Origin of the sequence: Pantoea sp. SJZ147 (assembly GCF_007828605.1) — a bacterium.
GTDB classification, from domain to species: Bacteria; Pseudomonadota; Gammaproteobacteria; order Enterobacterales; family Enterobacteriaceae; genus Pantoea; species Pantoea allii.
This window is the reverse complement of sequence record NZ_VIVB01000001.1, coordinates 163,752-180,666: the sequence shown is the minus strand read 5'-3', so window position 1 is coordinate 180,666 and position 16,915 is coordinate 163,752. Positions and strand designations below refer to the sequence as shown.

At 54.3% G+C, this 16,915-nt stretch carries 15 protein-coding genes and 2 pseudogenes; 6 read left to right on the top strand and 11 right to left on the bottom strand.

The window, feature by feature from the left end; translation table 11 throughout:
- Positions 1-26: 26 nt before the first annotated feature.
- Positions 27-470 (bottom strand): annotated as a pseudogene (gene malG, locus FBY13_RS00825) (maltose ABC transporter permease MalG); the annotation flags it as partial.
- On the opposite strand from malG, the pseudogene FBY13_RS23615 reads away from it, so the two are divergent.
- Positions 468-548 (top strand): annotated as a pseudogene (locus tag FBY13_RS23615) (hypothetical protein); the annotation flags it as partial. The pseudogenes malG and FBY13_RS23615 sit on opposite strands and share 3 nt — an antisense overlap.
- A gap of 259 nt (positions 549-807) precedes the next feature.
- Complete coding sequence (locus FBY13_RS00820) at positions 808-1,836, top strand: alpha/beta fold hydrolase (RefSeq protein WP_145393232.1); 1,029 nt, start codon at positions 808-810, stop codon at positions 1,834-1,836.
- Here FBY13_RS00820 and FBY13_RS00815 read toward each other — a convergent pair.
- The 4 genes from FBY13_RS00815 to FBY13_RS00800 form a co-directional block, all read right to left on the bottom strand.
- Entirely contained in the window at positions 1,808-2,536 is a 729-nt protein-coding gene (locus tag FBY13_RS00815; protein ID WP_255474400.1) for an AraC family transcriptional regulator, read from the bottom strand. The genes FBY13_RS00820 and FBY13_RS00815 overlap by 29 nt on opposite strands.
- A gap of 448 nt (positions 2,537-2,984) precedes the next feature.
- Complete coding sequence (locus FBY13_RS00810) at positions 2,985-4,214, bottom strand: MFS transporter (protein WP_145393230.1); 1,230 nt, start codon at positions 4,212-4,214, stop codon at positions 2,985-2,987.
- A gap of 113 nt (positions 4,215-4,327) precedes the next feature.
- A complete protein-coding gene (locus FBY13_RS00805; RefSeq protein ID WP_145393229.1) occupies positions 4,328-4,765 on the bottom strand; it encodes a GNAT family N-acetyltransferase in 438 nt (145 codons plus the stop codon).
- A complete protein-coding gene (locus tag FBY13_RS00800) occupies positions 4,762-6,063 on the bottom strand; it encodes a glycoside hydrolase family 10 protein (protein ID WP_145393228.1) in 1,302 nt (433 codons plus the stop codon). The genes FBY13_RS00805 and FBY13_RS00800 overlap by 4 nt, the downstream gene beginning before the upstream one ends.
- A 190-nt stretch (positions 6,064-6,253) precedes the next feature.
- Here FBY13_RS00800 and FBY13_RS00795 point away from each other — a divergent pair, with 190 nt between their 5' ends.
- The 4 genes from FBY13_RS00795 to FBY13_RS00780 all read left to right on the top strand — a co-directional run bounded on the left by FBY13_RS00795 (position 6,254) and on the right by FBY13_RS00780 (position 10,715).
- Entirely contained in the window at positions 6,254-6,418 is a 165-nt protein-coding gene (locus tag FBY13_RS00795; protein WP_145393227.1) for a DUF2256 domain-containing protein, read from the top strand.
- Between the two features lie 153 nt (positions 6,419-6,571).
- Positions 6,572-8,899, top strand: a complete 2,328-nt coding sequence (locus FBY13_RS00790) for an FdhF/YdeP family oxidoreductase (protein WP_145393226.1) — start codon at positions 6,572-6,574, stop codon at positions 8,897-8,899.
- 311 nt (positions 8,900-9,210) lie between these two features.
- Positions 9,211-9,924 (top strand): MgtC/SapB family protein, encoded by a 714-nt coding sequence (locus FBY13_RS00785; RefSeq protein WP_145393225.1) that lies wholly within the window; start codon positions 9,211-9,213, stop codon positions 9,922-9,924.
- Between the two features lie 254 nt (positions 9,925-10,178).
- Positions 10,179-10,715 carry a C40 family peptidase gene (locus tag FBY13_RS00780; protein WP_063879641.1) on the top strand — a complete coding sequence of 179 codons (537 nt, stop codon included), beginning with the start codon at positions 10,179-10,181 and terminating at the stop codon, positions 10,713-10,715.
- 232 nt (positions 10,716-10,947) lie between these two features.
- Here FBY13_RS00780 and FBY13_RS00775 read toward each other — a convergent pair whose 3' ends face one another.
- From FBY13_RS00775 to FBY13_RS00750, 6 genes are read right to left on the bottom strand one after another with little or no spacing between them, the layout of a single operon-like run.
- Entirely contained in the window at positions 10,948-11,595 is a 648-nt protein-coding gene (locus FBY13_RS00775; RefSeq protein ID WP_145393224.1) for a flavin reductase family protein, read from the bottom strand.
- A 1-nt stretch (position 11,596) separates the two neighbouring features.
- On the bottom strand, positions 11,597-13,021 hold the full coding sequence (locus tag FBY13_RS00770) for a M24 family metallopeptidase (protein WP_063879643.1): 1,425 nt from the start codon (positions 13,019-13,021) through the stop codon (positions 11,597-11,599).
- Between the two features lie 15 nt (positions 13,022-13,036).
- Positions 13,037-13,861 carry an ABC transporter permease gene (locus tag FBY13_RS00765; RefSeq protein ID WP_145393223.1) on the bottom strand — a complete coding sequence of 275 codons (825 nt, stop codon included), beginning with the start codon at positions 13,859-13,861 and terminating at the stop codon, positions 13,037-13,039.
- Positions 13,854-14,681 (bottom strand): ABC transporter permease, encoded by an 828-nt coding sequence (locus tag FBY13_RS00760; protein WP_145393222.1) that lies wholly within the window; start codon positions 14,679-14,681, stop codon positions 13,854-13,856. The genes FBY13_RS00765 and FBY13_RS00760 overlap by 8 nt, the downstream gene beginning before the upstream one ends.
- A 9-nt stretch (positions 14,682-14,690) precedes the next feature.
- A complete protein-coding gene (locus tag FBY13_RS00755; RefSeq protein ID WP_145393221.1) occupies positions 14,691-15,740 on the bottom strand; it encodes a PotD/PotF family extracellular solute-binding protein in 1,050 nt (349 codons plus the stop codon).
- 20 nt (positions 15,741-15,760) lie between these two features.
- Positions 15,761-16,867 carry an ABC transporter ATP-binding protein gene (locus tag FBY13_RS00750; RefSeq protein WP_145393220.1) on the bottom strand — a complete coding sequence of 369 codons (1,107 nt, stop codon included), beginning with the start codon at positions 16,865-16,867 and terminating at the stop codon, positions 15,761-15,763.
- Positions 16,868-16,915: the final 48 nt, after the last annotated feature.

Here is a 16,915-nt window from a genome sequence, read left to right as displayed (position 1 = left end):
ATCTGGTCTTTATAAGAATGACAAGATCAGCCTTTCACGCCACCGGCGGTCAGGCCGTTCACCAACCAGCGTTGCGCCAGCAGGAACACCAGGGTAATAGGAATCGCAGAGAGAACGGCGGCGGCGGCAAAATCGCCCCACAGATAGTTTTGCGGGTTAAGGTATTGCTGCATTCCCACCGCCAGCGTGTAGCTGTTGACATCGCGCAGCAGTAGCGAGGCCACCGGTACTTCAGTCACCGCAGCGATAAACGCCAGAATAAACACTACCGCTAAAATGGGCACCGACAGGGGCAGCAGCACCAGTCGAAATGCCTGCCACGGCGTCGCACCATCCAACGCAGCCGCTTCCTCCAGCGAACCGTCGATGGTTTCAAAATAGCCCTTTATCGTCCAGACATGCAGCGCGATGCCGCCAAGATAGGCAAAGATCACGCCGCCATGCGTATTCAGCCCAATAAACGGCAGGTATTGCCGGATGAGGCCGAACGGCTCGGCTCGACGTCCGCGCGGCAAACATTAATCAGCAGTGTTAAAGGCAAGGGGTAATCACTCCTACAGTGCTGATTTGTTGCTTCTTACGCGCTAAGGCGCACCTTTTTACGCCTAATGTCTGTCCAGTGGGGTAATAACATCACGATGCGGAGTCTGCCCATCATTCCTTCCATTTACGGGCACGTTCCTGCAGCCTTGCCAGGCACAATTTCTAACCTAAACAGTTAATTTTAGGTACGCGATCGCGTTTGAGGACGCACATCATTGACGGCGCTGATACAAGAAAGGCTCTACCACATCAGGAGTCTTAATTATGTTTATGCGTTTACTGATCCCGGCAGTTGTTTTGTTATTCAGCGTATCTGTTATAGCCAGTAACGGCTTTCGACAACTCAAAATAGGCCAAAACCAACGCCCTTTTGAAGTTGCGGTCTGGTATCCCACCGAGACGCGCTCGCCGTTAGAGTTGGTTGCGGATAATCCTGCCTTTGAAGGAGTGAATGTGATAAGAAATGCAGAACCCTCCGCCGGGCACCATCCCTTGTTACTTTTATCTCATGGTTATGGCGGGAACTGGCGCAACCTTGCATGGCTTGCTGATGCGATGGCCACTCAGGGTTATATCGTGGTCGTGCCTAACCATCCCGGCACAACCACTCAGGATTTAACCGCCGCGCACGCTCAGCAACTTTGGCAACGGCCGCAGGATCTCGTCAAGGCGCTGGACATGATTACGGCCGATCCTTCCCTTGCTGGATACGTTGATCATGACCGAGTGGCGGCCGTCGGGCACTCCCTTGGCGGCTGGACAGTGATGGAATTAGCTGGAGCGCGTTTTGATACTCAACAGTTTGTTGCTGACTGCCTGCAACATGCTGAACTGTCCAGCTGTCGGCTCACGCAAAAACTGGGCATTCAGCACGCGCTAACAGCGGGACAGCTGGAAGCGAATCTTCGGGACCCACGAATAAAGGCTGTCGTCACGCTGGATCTTGGACTGGCGCGAGGACTAACGCGCGTCAGCCTTACACAGGTGACCTCGCCAGTGTTGGTTTTGGCTGCAGGTGTTGACTCGCCAGCGCTACCCGCCAGCCTGGAATCACAATATCTTAGTGATAATCTTATGCAGTACGTTGTGAATTACAGAGTAGTGCCAGGTGCAACACATTTCAGCTTTATGCAGTTATGTAAACCGCAAGGCGAAAGCCTTATTGAAAAAAGCGCACCCGGTGAAGGGGAAGTTTGCCATGACGGTGCGGGCGTCAGCCGCAGCGCGTTACATAAAATACTGGCGAATGAAATCAGCGGGTTCCTTAACACCGCACTTCATTACCAGCCATAACCTGGCGGAATGCGGTTGGTGTTTTGCCAGTAATGCGCAGAAATTCACGGTTAAAATTCGACTTACTTATAAAGCCGGTTTCCAGCATGATATCCGTGATTTTCAAATGTGGATGGCACAACATCTCCTGCGCCTTTACCACCCGAAAGGCATTGAGCCACTGCGAAACATTACACTGTCGCGTGGCGTTCACGGCACGAGAAATTTGCCGGGCTGGGATGCCGAGTTTGCGTGCGAGTTTATTCAGGGTCAGATCATGATCAAGATAGTAATCATGTTCACGAATTTGCGTTTCCAACTCCAGACACAACGCTTCGAGTGATTCATCCTGCAGCGGGTTGCTGTCTGCCAATGAGGGCGTCATAGTTTCGGTGTGGTGCTTCGGCTCCGGAAGACGTTTGGCAGCGAGCAAAATCGCAAGGCAAATCAAAGGCAGTAGTGTGCCCTGAAACACGGCAATCAACCCGGGCGCGATATCTATTCTCAGGCTAATTGCCGCATCGGCGAGGGCCGAAAAGCAAAGGAAGCATCCTGCGGCCAGCATCATCTTCTGCGTAAGAGAAGCTTTACTAAAGCGTGATATTGAAAAGAAATCGGCTCCGTTTCCTGCCGTACGCAGCAGTGCAATGCCGTACCCGGCGTAGAGGATAAAAAGCAGGCAATCTGTTAGCGCGGGAAGAAACAGCTGGATGAACACCATACCGTATACAGGAAGGGTTGCCAGTCTCAGGCGACGTGCACGCGAGTAATATGTGAGATCGGTAAAACAAGACCATGCCACAGCCGGTAAGAAGGTTGCCAGTAGCGCCTGCAAGGGTTTCAAAAGGGCGAAATGCCACTCCCATCTGATGATGCCCAGCGCGATAAGCAGCGCTGAGGCGGCGATAAAAAGCATCGCGCCGCGGTATTCGCGCCGCCCGGAAACCATCAACAACATCATTAAAATCAGCAGTGCCAAAAGCGTGATAACAGGGAAGGGAATGGAAAACATGCGATGCGTCCGCAAAGTGTGTTGGCGTTATCTTGACATATTTGCTGCACCACAGGTTAGCGAAACGCTCGTTTGCTTTATCAATAAAATGCACAGGCTGCGGGATAAACGGGCGCTTCAAAACGCACAGGCAGCAGCACGCTGCCTGTCTGTGCCGTTATTTAACGCGACGTGTATCGGGCATCAGTAAGGTGGCAAAGCCCAGCAGTGGAAGAAAGCCACAGGCGTTGTACACCGTGGTGATGCCGTACCAGTCCGCAAATTTCCCCAGCGCCGCCGCCGCAATCCCGCCAATACCAAACATGGTGCCAAACATAATCCCGGCCACCATGCCGGTGCGACCTGGCAGGACTTCCTGCGCATACACCACCAGTGCGGCAAACGCCGATGAAAAGACCAGACCAATACAGACGGTCAGCACGGCGGTCCAGAACAGATTGGCATGCGGCATCAGCAGCGAGAACGGGATAACGCCCAGAAACGAGATCCAGACCACTGCCTTACGACCAATACGATCGCCGACCGGCCCTCCCACCAGGGTGCCGATCGCCACGGCGGCCAGAAAGGTAAACAGGTAGATCTGAGCCTGAGGGATCGGGAGCTGAAAACGCTCAACCAGATAGAAAATGTAGTAGTTACTAATAGAAGCAATGTAGGTAAATTTTGCCAGCAGCAGCACACCGACCACCGACAACGCCAGTTTCACATCTCGCGGGGACAGCGATCGCAGTGACTGGCCGTTATGTTTTTTCATGTGTGCATGGCCGTGCTTAACCGTCCAGCGGCTGATGCCGGAAAGGACAATGACCGCAAACAGCGCAATCAACATCAGCCAGCCCACCGCCAGCTGCCCATGCGGAATAATCAGCATCGCGGCCACTAAAGGCGCAAAGGCCGTGCCGATATAGCCACCGACCTGAAAGGTGGACTGCGCCGTACCAAAGTGCCCGCCCGATGCCATGCGTGCCACACGGGAGGCTTCAGGGTGAAAGGTTGCGGAACCCACGCCGATCAGCGCCGAAGCAAGCAACACCACGGAGAAGTGCGGGGCTATTGCCAGCAGTCCGATGCCGAACAGGGTTGCCACCATGCCAGAAGGCAGCAGCCAGGGTTTAGGATGTTTGTCGGTATACAGGCCAATCCAGGGCTGCAACAGCGAGGCGGTCATCTGATAGATAAGCGTAATCAGGCCAATCTGCGCATAGCTGAGGGAAAAATTGGATTTCAGCAAAGGATAAATCGACGGCAGCATGGCCTGGATAAAATCGTTACAGCAGTGGGAAACCGCCACCGCGCCAAGAATCGACACCAGAATCTTCTGGCTGTCGTCAACGGTCGGGGCCAGGCCTGGCGGGTTTGATTTTACGTCGCTGGAGTAATCAGACATGGGGATTTCCGTATAGGCGGCTTTACGTTTGTTGACGTATCTTACCCCACGAAAAAACAGCGGTGCTGATAAAAGTGCTATTTATGGCAAATTAGTAAAATAATTGTTAATGCTCATAATGTTTTACTCAGGCAAACCGAGGCGGGCCTGTCCACATACACGCCATAGCGGTCGGTTTCCTGATAACCCTGACGCTGATAAAACGCCACTGCGCGGGTATTGATGACGCGGGTAGAAAGCCGAATCGCTTTATAGCCCCGCTGCCGGGCAAGTTGCTCTATGGCTGCCAGCAGCGCTGCGCCGGTTCCCGCACGCTGTCGGGTGGAAAACATGCGTTTCAGTTCGGCCGTATCAGGGGAAACATGCAGCAATGCGCCGCAGCCAACAGGGTTATCCGCATCATCGGTGGCCAGTATCCATAGCGCGTCGTCTGAGGGAGTAAAGTGATGCGTCCCGTCGTCGCCGGTGATTGACAACAGCTCGGCTGACAGACGGGCCGTCAACGTCTGCAGCGCCGGTGTGCATGCGGGGACGATCCTGGTATGGATCACTTTGCCTGGCCCCAACGGCTGCGCAGGTAGTTAACGGCCTGCTGGGTTTGCGGCTGATTCAGGTAATCTTCCCGGAACAAAATAGTGCCATCGATCTGCGGGATGGAATCGTTAAGATCCAGTTGTCTTTTTAGCTCCGGCACACCACCGTTAATCGTCCACTCCGGCTCATTTTTAGCCGGCACGCCAACCTTGTATAAAGCAATGCCGATATACAGGCGGGTTTTGGTTGGCTTCACCACGTTAGCCCACCAGTTTGCCAGCACATCATAGCGGGCGGCGCTGCGCGAGAAGGGCCAGTAAATCTGCGGCGCAATATAGTCCAGCAAGCCTTCCTGCACCCAACGGCGCGTATCCGCATAGGATTCATCATAAGCCGCCGCACCGCGCGTATCCGAGCCTGCCGCATCATGGGAGCGGTTACGCCAGACGCCAGCCGGGCTGACGCCAAATTCTACATTCGGCTTGAGCTGCTTAATGGTGTGAGATACCTGTTCGATTAACAACTGCGTATTGTGCCTGCGCCAGTCCGCTTTGGACGCAAAACCCTGACCGTATTGGATAAAGGTCTGGCTGTCATTCAGGGCAGAACCCGGTGATTCGGCATAGAAATAATCATCAAACTGCACGCCATCGATGTCATAACGTTTGACCACTTCTGCCACGATGCTGGTTATCCAGTCCCGGGCATCCGGAATACCGGGGTCGAGCACATAGCGATCCCCCGAGGTACGAATCCAGTCGCGATGCAGCACAAACACGCTGGCAGGCTGCTGTGACAGCGTGCGGTTAAGCTCAGCCACCGTTGAAGGTTTGGTATTCACCGAGACACGATAAGGATTAAACCAGGCATGTACCCGCATACCGCGCCTGTGCGCCTCATCGAGCATAAACTGCAGCGGATCGAAGCCCGGGTCCTGACCAATCTTTCCGGTCATCATGTCTGACCAGGGCAGGATTTTTGATCTCCACAGGGCCGTGCCGTCTGGTTTAACCTGAAAAAACACGGTATTGATGCCCAGGCTTTTCAGCTTATCCAGCTTATCGGTCAGCGCTTTTTTTTGCTGACTGACGCGCACGTAGTCATCGCTGATATTCACGGAGGCGATCGGTGGCCAGTCAAGCCGTGAAACCGTCGTCAGCCAGACGCCGCGCACCGGTTCATGATGTTGCACCGGTTGAGAAGGCAGCGGCGGTTGACTGGGGGACGGGAAGGGCGTAACCAGCGATTTAGGCGGTTCAGAGGCACAACTGACCAGCAGCAAGGCCGATGCGGCTAACAGGCCAGTTTTTACCACCGCGTTGAAGCGGAACAGGTCGCGAAAGGTGATGATGATAAACTCCGTGTAGCGCAGTCCTTGATGCAGGCTATTCTGATCCTATTTACCGCAAAGTCAATCAGCCCTGCCAGCATCAGGTCACGCAGTTTGCCTTACCCGGCGGCTATACTTTTTATGCTAATGCGTAACCTGAGCAAAGGAGCGATAAATGAAAACATGTAAAGGCAATAAACAGTCATTGCCGGTTCGCTATTGCAAACAGTGCCAGAAACCGATGACCTGGCGCAAAAAGTGGGAGAAATGCTGGGAAGAGGTGCAATATTGCTCCGAGCGCTGCCGAAGACAACGGCGAGGGAATACGCTGCAAGTCTGATCAGGACACATAATCGGCCCATGAGTCAGCCTAAACGCAACGATGTAACATTTAGCAAAAGTTATCCTGACATTTACATCACTGTTCCCACGCACCATCGCAATTACTGTACCAGGCTTAATGAATAGCGAATAACAGTGATTGTGGAGCAATATGAAAGAGCAAGAGAATACATCGGGCATTCATTCCTATGAAGGTGCCGCAGGCGGCTGGGGCGCCCTGAAAGCGGTGGCTGGCGCTATTCGTGGACAGATGGCGGTCAAGCAGGACGTCATCGCGTTGTTCAAGGTCAACCAGCCCGAAGGGTTTGACTGTCCGGGCTGCGCCTGGCCCGATCCCAAGCACACTTCCTCGTTTGAATTCTGTGAAAACGGCGCAAAAGCGGTTTCATGGGAAGCCACCAGTAAACGCACCACACCTGAATTCTTTGCTGCGCATACCGTCAGCGACCTGTGGCAGCGCAACGCCCATGAGCTTGAAGGCGAGGGCAGGCTGACGCATCCGATGAAGTACGATCCCGCCAGCGATACCTATCAGCCCATTGAATGGGAAACGGCCTTTAACGAAATTGGCGAGCGGCTGCGCAGCTATAACGATGCGGACAGCGTGGAATTTTACACCTCGGGTCGCGCCTCTAACGAAGCCGCGTTTCTCTGGCAACTGTTTGCCCGTGAATTCGGAACCAATAACTTTCCTGACTGTTCCAACATGTGCCACGAGCCGACCAGCGTTGGCTTGCCAGAGTCGATTGGCATAGGCAAAGGCACGGTGGAACTGGATGATTTTGACGACTGTGATTTGGTGATCTGCATTGGCCATAACCCCGGCACTAACCATCCACGTATGCTGGCAACCTTACAGGAAGTGGCAAAGCGCGGAGCCAGAATTGTGGCGATCAACCCGTTACGCGAGCGCGGGCTGGAACGTTTTACCGCACCACAAAGCCCGGTTCAAATGCTGACGCTGAGCTCAACAGAACTGGCCTCGACCTACTACAAAATTCGGGTAGGCGGCGATGCCGCGATGCTGAAAGGCGTGATGAAATGCTTGCTAGCGATGGATGAGGACGCCAGAGCGAAAGGCAATCCGGGCATCTTCGATCTCGCCTTTATTGAAGAACATACCCAGGGCATTGACGCGTTGAAAGCCGATTTGGCGGCGACAGACTGGGAGCACATCCTGAAAATCTCGGGTATGGAGCGTGAGCAAATTCAGCACATTGCCCATCTGTATGCCAATGCTGAACGCACGATCATTTGCTACGGCATGGGGATTACCCAGCATCAATACGGCACGCAAAATGTTCAGCAGATAGCCAATCTGCTGCTGTTGCGCGGCAATATGGGCAAGAAGGGCGCGGGTATCTGCCCTTTACGCGGTCACTCTAACGTACAGGGCGATCGTACCGTGGGTATTACTGAAATCCCCACAGAAAGCCTGCTGAACAGCATTGAAAAAGTGTTTGGTTTTAAACCCCCAGCCAAACACGGCCACGGCGCAGTTCAGGCCGTGCAGGCGATTCGCGATGGAAAAATCAATGCCCTGCTTTGCCTGGGCGGTAACCTGGCCGAAGCCATGTCCGACCCGCAGGAGACGTTCCCTGCCATGCGCAAGCTGGATTTAGTGGTGCACATGGCCACCAAACTGAATCGTTCTCATTTGTTGCTGGCAAAACACAGCTATCTGTTCCCGGTGTTGGGACGCACAGAGATTGACCAGCAGCAATCCGGTGCGCAGAGCGTAACCGTTGAAGATTCCATGTCGATGGTTCACGCCTCTCGCGGTACGCTTGAACCCGCCTCACCGCATCTGAAATCCGAGCCAGCACTGGTTGCCGGTCTGGCAAAAGCCACGCTGCCGGGCACTGTAGTGGACTGGGACAGTATGATCGCTGACTACAGCACCATCCGTAACGCCATTGAGAAGGTGGTGCCGGGCTTCGACAACTTTAATGAGCGCCTCCAGCAGCCGGGCGGTTTTCGTTTACCTAATGGCGCATCGGAACGCGTCTGGCATACGCCGTCGGGTAAAGCACAATTCTTGCTCATGGACGGCATCAACGAAGATCCGCGATCGTTCAAATGCCATGATTTGGTGCTGACCACGTTACGCAGTCACGACCAGTACAACACCACGCTTTACGGCCTGGACGACCGCTATCGCGGTATCAAAGGACGCCGGGATGTGTTGTTTATCAGTGAAAATGAGGCGGAGAAAAACGGGGTTCGCATGGGCGATCAGGTCAACATCATTGCGCTGGACCCGGACGGTAAGCCTACCCATCGTCGACTCAATAATCTGACCATCGCGGTCCATGACATGGCCGACGGCTCTGTCGCAGCCTATTATCCCGAGGCCAATGTGCTGATCCCACTGGACAGTTACGACACAAAGAGCGGTATTCCCTCCTATAAAAGCACCCCGGTGATGATGGAACCCGCCCGGTCAGAAGTACCAGCGGACGCGGCGACCCTGCGCTAATCGCTTTCTGCTGGCATAAACCAAACCTTAACGAACAGCCATCTGAGTGGAAATCTCTGCTCAGATGGCTATACAATCGCCGCGAATTTTACTCATGAGGCAATCAATCTTGGACAAAAGTCCCGAACGATTACACCTGGCTTCTGCAGTAAGATAGTCTTCTGGCTGTCTTAACTGCGCGTTAAGATGGCGGTTTTACAATCATCCCTCCACAACGTGATGCGCTCTGTGCATCAGCGCCTGCTGTAATCCATTTTATTCATCTTTACTTTTCCGTCCTGCGCATACTGCGTGGCGGAGAGAGGTTTATCATGGACTGGAAAATCTTTTTATTGCGCGTGTCGGCTGCGCTGATTCTGGGTGCGCTCATCGGCAGCGAACGTCAACTGCGTCAACGCATGACCGGCTTACGCACCAACGCGCTGGTCAGCACCGGCGCCTGCCTGTTTGTGCTGATGACCCAATGTGTACCGGGCATTGCCACCGACGCCACGCGCGTTGCCGCCTATGTGGTTTCCGGCATCGGCTTTCTCGGCGGTGGCGTGATTATGCGCGACGGGTTAAATGTGCGCGGCCTGAATACCGCCGCCACGTTGTGGTGTACTGCGGCCGTCGGCGTATTGTGCAGCATGGGGTTATTGCTCGAAGCGGCGATTGGCTGCATGGTGATTCTGTGCGCCAATATCCTGCTGCGCGAGCTGGCGCTGGGCATCAATCGTCAGTCTATCGTGTCGGCTGACGAGGCGGTACAGCATTATAAAGTGCAAATCGTTTGTCTGGCTCAGGATGAAGTTCAGGTGCGCAGCCTGATGCTGCACAGCCTGGGCAACAGCGGCTTGCGCCTGCAGTCGCTCCACAGTGAAGATCTGGACCCGCCGCACCGCATGGAAGTGAATGCCGAAGTGATGGGGCAGCCCAGCATGACCGGGCAGCTGGAAAGTCTGGTAAGCCGTATCAGCCTGGAGAAAGGTGTCAGTTCAGTGCGCTGGCAGTTGTGCGGGCTTGATCCAGATGAAAATGGGTAGGGAAAAAACAAGCAGCGCTACGTGAATTCTGAACGATGAGCAGGAGAGCGACCCAGTCAGATTAAACGTAGCGTTGTTATTTGGGTTCAATAAAATCTGTTTCCAGAAGGGGGGTTTTACGCTATATAACTATGACCTGATGCTCAAAGTGTAAGGTTAGGTAAAGCGGAGCTTTGATATTTCTATAGGCGAATGAATAGGTTATAAAGCTATTAACTTTGCTGGCCTCTTATCTTTACTGTGCGGATTACTCGATGAAGCGTAGAACATCTTTCTTTTTACTTTCCGGCCTTATATTGCTGATGTCCGGCTGCAGTCATCATCCTCGCTCAGACGCTCCCGAGGACACTTCCGCATCGGATTCAACGCAAAACCCTGACTTAATCCCGATTGTTGCTGCATTGCATGACCAAATGCATACCTGGCATGACACACCGTACCAATGGGGCGGAACGCAACTGTCGGGCGTCGACTGTTCGGGCTACGTCTGGCGCACCTTGCATGACCGCTTTAATCTGCCGATGGATCGCGTGACAACCGCCGATCTCCTGCATATGGGCGTTCGCGTCACGCCGGAACATTTACAGCCGGGCGATTTGGTCTTTTTCCGCATCGGCGGTGGTATGCATGTTGGGTTCTACGATACTGACCATCAGTTTATTCATGCCTCTGCCAGCAAAGGCGTGATTCGTTCTTCACTCGATAATCCGTACTGGAAATCCGTTTACTATCAGTCTCGCCGTCTGACACGTGAATATGGCGCACAGGTGACGCTGAATCGGGCAAGTTAATGCGTTGAACACAGGCGTTCTGCCCGAGCAAAGCATGAGTGGAGAAATCAGCCACGCGTCTCACGACAGAATGGTGGCTTATCTCCGCTCACTCAAACCTCAATGTGCCATGTGTTGCAGCCACGCTTAACGGGGCGAGGCAGCCGTTATGTAGCAGGTTGGAGTTTCTATTGGTTACTGTAAAGGCGCGCGTTACGCCTGCGGCTCCACAGATGCCTTCGTTTGCAACGCGTTATTTAATGGTTTGTCGTGATGCCCATTGCTCGGGCGTCAACGTTTTTACATCAAACTGATCGCGCGTCCGGCAATAAGTATTCCCACCCATACGACCAATCGCGTCCATAAGGTGCTGATCGATGTGCAGGTTTTCCAGGTTAACCGCATCGCTACGCACATAGACGCCGACCACTTCACCAAGAATAATTTCGCGCGCGGGGCCGACCTGCAAAGTGGTATGTCGGCGGCATTCCAGCGCGGCTGGCGCGGCAAGAATGCGCGGGCTGCATACCTTGTTGCCCGGAACGGTAGCCAGGCCAGCTTCACGCAGTTCATCCACCTCTGGCGCAAATTTAATCGCGCAAACTTCCATTTGTTCGACCAGCGCCTGGTCCACAATATGCACGGTAAATTCGCCCGTTTCACGAATGTTCCGGGCTGTGTCTTTAAAGCGCATATCGGCATAATTTTCGACACCAATAGCAACAATGGCCGGATCGTGAGTTAACACGTTGAAGAAGCTAAACGGTCCGGCATTCGCGTGCCCGTTTTTATCAACGGTAGTCACCAGGGCTACGGGGCGCGGTATCACCGTACCAATCAGTATTTTGTAGCGTTCCCGTTCGCCTAATGATGCGAAATCAAACCAGGTGTGCGAATTCATATCAAACTCCGGCTGCAATACGGTGGGTTTCAAGCGGCGTATGGCGGCTAAGGTTTTCGAAGCCGTCCTGGGTCACCACATAACAATCGCCGATGTTGCAACCGGCCGATAACGGCTCAAGCCATTGGGTGTGCAACACAAACACCATACCTTCCTCCAGACGATCGTAATTGTGAGACGAAATGTTGAAGCTGTTTTGCCCGCCCGCCATGCCGACTGAATGGCCCAGATTCGGGTTATGTGGGCCATGAGTGGCAGGGTAAACATGCATGAGTTTGCGTCCCTGTGCTTCCCAGTCTGCATCCGGGACATACTGTTGCGGAATTAAACGTGCTTCGCCGTCCGGCATGGGTGACCAGTTATACGGCATGCTGCGGGCTTCGGGTGAGGTCAACAGTCCCTGCGCGATCATGGGTGCAAAGGCAGCATTGTTAATATCACGCATTAACGCGCCCGGCTTAATGCGTTGCTCCGCACGTTTAACGCCTTCAGTACAAGCGTTTAACACCAGCTCCTGGCGGGCGGTAATATCGCCCACGGCAATCATGCGCGCCGTCTGGGCGGTATAGCCGCGCCAGGTGACATTTGAGATATACAAATTGATCAGGTCACCCGGACGAACAATATGTCCGTAAGGCTTGCCGCAGTGCGTACCAAACGCATTGATACCAATTTGATAGCCATCGCCGGTCTCACCACCGAATGCCATTTGCGCGGCGGTAAAGGCCGCAAAGATTTCATGATCGGTGATACCCGGTTTCGCCACATGGTAAGCCGCTTGCGTACCGATGCTAATCAACTGTGCCGCCGCCCTGAACATTTCGATTTCACGCGCGGAACGCACTTTTTGCAGTCGGTCCAGAATGGCGTTGTCTGCAATCCATTGACTGCCGGGTAACTGGATTTCCAGCGACGCCCAAAAAGTCAGGCTGGTACGATCGCCAATTTTCCCAATCTGTGCACGCGCTAATCCCAACTGACGCAGTATCGCGGCACATTTTTCGGCCGTTTTCACCACCGCGTCGCCGGGACGGTCAGCATATTCGCGGCCTATTGGCCCAATCTGCCAGATGTCCTCGACCAACAGCGGCTCACCGGCTGGCGGAAGCAGCACTGACTGGGTGAAAAACGACAGCAGCGTCAAGGGCTTATTGTTATCTGTGGGGATGATCAGCACACCTTCGCGCATCCAGTCGCAGATATAGCGAAGATAGGGATTTGACGCATGAAACCAGCCCACGCTGCCTGCGTGAACGATCAGCGCATCGTGTCCGGCCTCTACGGCCTGACGACGGATTTTACGCAGCCGCTCTTCAAACTCCTCCAGCGGCAAGGGCGGCGGGGCGGAAAACGTGAAGTCAGGCTGGAAATCAGCCAATAACGCGCCGATGCGATATCCTGCGGCGGCAGTCGCATGAGTAGTCATAGGAATCCTTTTTATTTACGGGTTTTGCGGACGCGGTGCCAGTACACGGCGCGCGACCAACATGCCCATCAGGGTTATCGCAATCAGAATGCCGGAGATGGCCGCAACGCGAACATCCAGCGACTCTTCAATCAGTGCAAACATGCGCAGGGGAAGGACTGTGGTGCGTGCGTCGGCAAGGAACAGCGTGACCGTGACGTTATCCAGAGACTGGATAAACACCAGAAATGCCCCGGCGGTGATGCCCGGCATCAGCAGCGGCAAGGTGACGCGGCGCAGGGTCATAAACCAGCTCGCTCCCATTACCGTCGAGGCTTCAGCCAGAGAGGGATTCATTCCCTGCGCAACCACGGATGCTGCCCGATACATCAGCGGGCCAAAAACCACGATGTGGCCAGTAACCGTTAACCATAGTGACGGTGTCACGCCAAAAAAGTTGGCAACGATTAAGGCCGACAGGCCGTAGACCAGGCTGGGCAGCACCAGCGGTGCCAGCAGTAATGGTTCAATGGCATTGACGCTTTTACGTTTCATTCGCGTCATGCCAATGGTGGCGGGCACGGCGAACAGCAGCGATCCCAACACCGCCAACCCGGCAATTTTCAGGGAGTTCCAGGCCGCGATCTGCTCCGTTCCGGAACGAACGGGGTCCAGTAAGGCCTCGTACCAGCGCAGGGAAAATCCTTCGGGCGGATACTTCAGTGTTTGACCGGCGGTAAACGACATCATGATGGCAATAACAATGGGCGCAACCAGATAGATAACGCAAAGCGTGCCAAAGCCATAGACGAACAGGTTATACAGTGCAGCAGGCACCGGGTTTTCTCGATGATTACGCATGGCCGCTCAGTCTCCGGTGGCGTGAAATCATGGTCAGGGCAACCAGCAGGCAGCCAGTAGAAAGCAGCAGCACCACGGCGATGGCAGAGGCCAATGGCCAGTCAAACAGCGTGCCGACTTCGCGATAAATCAGCTGTGGAACATACACATTGCGCGCGCCACCGATCACGGACTGGGTGACAAACGAACTACTGGTGCTGGCGAACACCAGAATCCAGCCGGCCAGTAAGCCCGGGAGCATTAAGGGCAGCAGTACGGTGACGAAAATTCGCCACGGACCTGCACCTGAAACCTGCGCGGCTTCCGTGAGTGCGTAGGGAGTCCGCGTCAGAATCGCAATCAACGGCAGGATAATTAACGGCAGATCGATCTGGCACATTGCCAGGACCAGACCCAGCTCGGTAAACATCAGGCTGGTTGGCATGCCGGTGATGCCCAGCGCCATAAGGGCATCACTGACAGGGCCCTGGCGTCCCAGAATGACAATCCAGGCAAAGGTTCGCACCACGTTGCTGGTCAGCATCGGTATCAGCGTAAGGAAAATGATCGTCTGACGCACTGTGCGACCGCTGTGCCAATACAGCAGAGCGATGGGAATCCCCAGCAAAGTCGTCCCAATAACGGTTTCAATGCCCAGTCTTGCGGTATTAAGCAGCACGCGGAAGTTAAACGCATCGCCAAAAAAGCGAGCGTAATGCTCAAGTGTGATACCGCTTTTGGTGATAAAGCTGAATCCGACTAAAACAGCGAGCGGCGTTGCGAAAAACACCACGGACAGCAGCAACATGGGCACCACATACGGAAAGCCGCTCTGTTTCATCACGCCACCTTATCCAGCAACAATCGTATCGAATTTGCGTATCCAGGCATCGCGATTTTTGTTGATCGCGGCCCAGTCGGGATAAACCAGCGAAGGCAGGTCCTGGCGAGTAACGTAGGCCGAGATGGCAGGCGTCAGCGCCACATTGTTGTTGGTGGGAAACATTTCTGCTGGCGGTAGCTTGAACTGATCCTGAGCGGCCTGTGAGATAGCGGCATCCATATAGGCATAAACCGCCCCTGTGTTTTTACTGCCTTTGGTCAGGTGAATGTTGACCGGTGCCGCCGGTGTGCCGGTTTTAGGATGCACAAATTCGGCATTCATGCCCAGGCTCTTCAGACGCGCGACGTTACTGGTGCTGCACATGAATACCGCAATTTCACCTTGCTGGAACAGCGTCATCTGGTGATTGGTGCTGTCGACGATGCTCTTTAGCTGCTCAGGATGTTTCTGGAAGAGTTGAAACACGGCATCCATATCATCTGGCCCTTTGCCGTATATTTTGGCAATTTCGGTATAGGCCATGACGGCGGTGTTAGAGCCAAACCCTGTCCAGGAGACCAGCCCTTTAAACCTGGGATTCTCAAACAGATCGGCATAGCCATCCGGCCTCGGTACCATATCGGGATTGTAGGCAATGCCGTTGACTTCCACGGTCACCGTCGGCCCGTATTCTCCCTGAAAACTTTTATCGAGCAGGTGCCAGTTTTTCAGTCGTGAAGGATCGATTTTTTCAATCAAATTATTTTGCAGGGCAACGTCAGTTTGCCCCGGAGACATCAGCAGTGCGTCATAGGGCGGATTGCCAGGGCTGGCCATCACTTTCGCGAGCTGGTCCTGGGCCATCGCTGGCGCAATCGTCAGGCCAATGCCTTCTTTCTGCAGCATCGGTGTTAATACCGTGCGATAAGCGTCCTCCCAGTTGCCAGGGAAGGTGGCTACCACGGCTGATTGCGTATTGGCTGCCAATGCCCGTAACGAAAGCGGCAGCAGTGAGGCTGCCGTCGCTCCGGCAATCAGTTGACCGAACCGACGACGACTGATGTTAACGTCTTTCATAGTTTTTCCTTCTTATGCGCTTAGGATTGCGGTTCTGCCGGAAAGGCATGGCAGCGTGTGGTATTGATCTCGGCGAACAACTGCGCGCCGGGGCGAAGAAGCGGGGTACCGGCACCACGCACTTCAGACGCGCGCAGGCTGCCACCACAGGGAAGCGTCATCTCGTGGAGCAACGTCGGGCCCAAAGGAACTGACACGCTCAGCGTAACCGGCTGCGTGTTTTCGTTGGGGTGCGGCATCAGGGTGATGTCTTCTGGTCGGCAGGTGATGATGACCTTAGCGCCCAGAATAAAGTTGAGTCGCCTGGGCAACCGCAGCGTCATATCGTCAGGCAGGCCAATTAAGGTGGTATCGTTGTCAAAGCGCAACACCGTGCCCGGCAATTGGTTGGTTTGACCGATAAAGGTGTTAACAAACAGCGTGCTGGGCTGGTCATAGACCGCCATCGGCGTATCAATCTGCTCGACATTCCCCTTGTTCATGAGCACCAACCGGTTCGCCAGGCTCTGGGCTTCCTCTTGATCATGCGTGACGATCAGCGTGGTGATACCCAACGTTTTTTGCAGGTGCAGTAACTCAACCTGGAGATCAAACCGCAGGGCGCGGTCGAGCGCACCAAAGGGTTCATCAAGCAATAATAAAGAAGGGCGGCCGGCAATGGCACGGGCAACAGCAACACGCTGCTGCTGTCCGCCCGATAATTCGCGCGGCAGGCGATTGCCGTACTCTTCCAGCCGCACCAGCGTCAGCATCTCTTTCACACGCGCTTTGCGCTCAGCGCGCGACATCTGCTGACAGGACAAGGGATAGGCGATGTTCTCAGCCACGGTCAGATGCGGGAATAAGGCGTAGTTCTGAAACACCATACCAATACCACGGGAGCGCGCTGACATTTGCGCAAGGTCCTGATGACCTAACACGATTTTGCCTGCCTTGGGCTGAATCAGTCCGGCAATGGCGCGCAAGACGGTCGATTTACCGCACCCGCTCGGCCCAAGCAGCGCCACAATTTCACCCGGCTCAATGGTGAACGAAATATCACTGATAGCATTACTGCTGCCGTAACTGTGGGTAAGTCCATGAACGCTAAGACGTTTACGTTCTGATGTTTTAGGCATAGTTGACATAGTGCTTCCCTGGTACGGCATCGTTTAATGGAACGATCAAGTCGATGC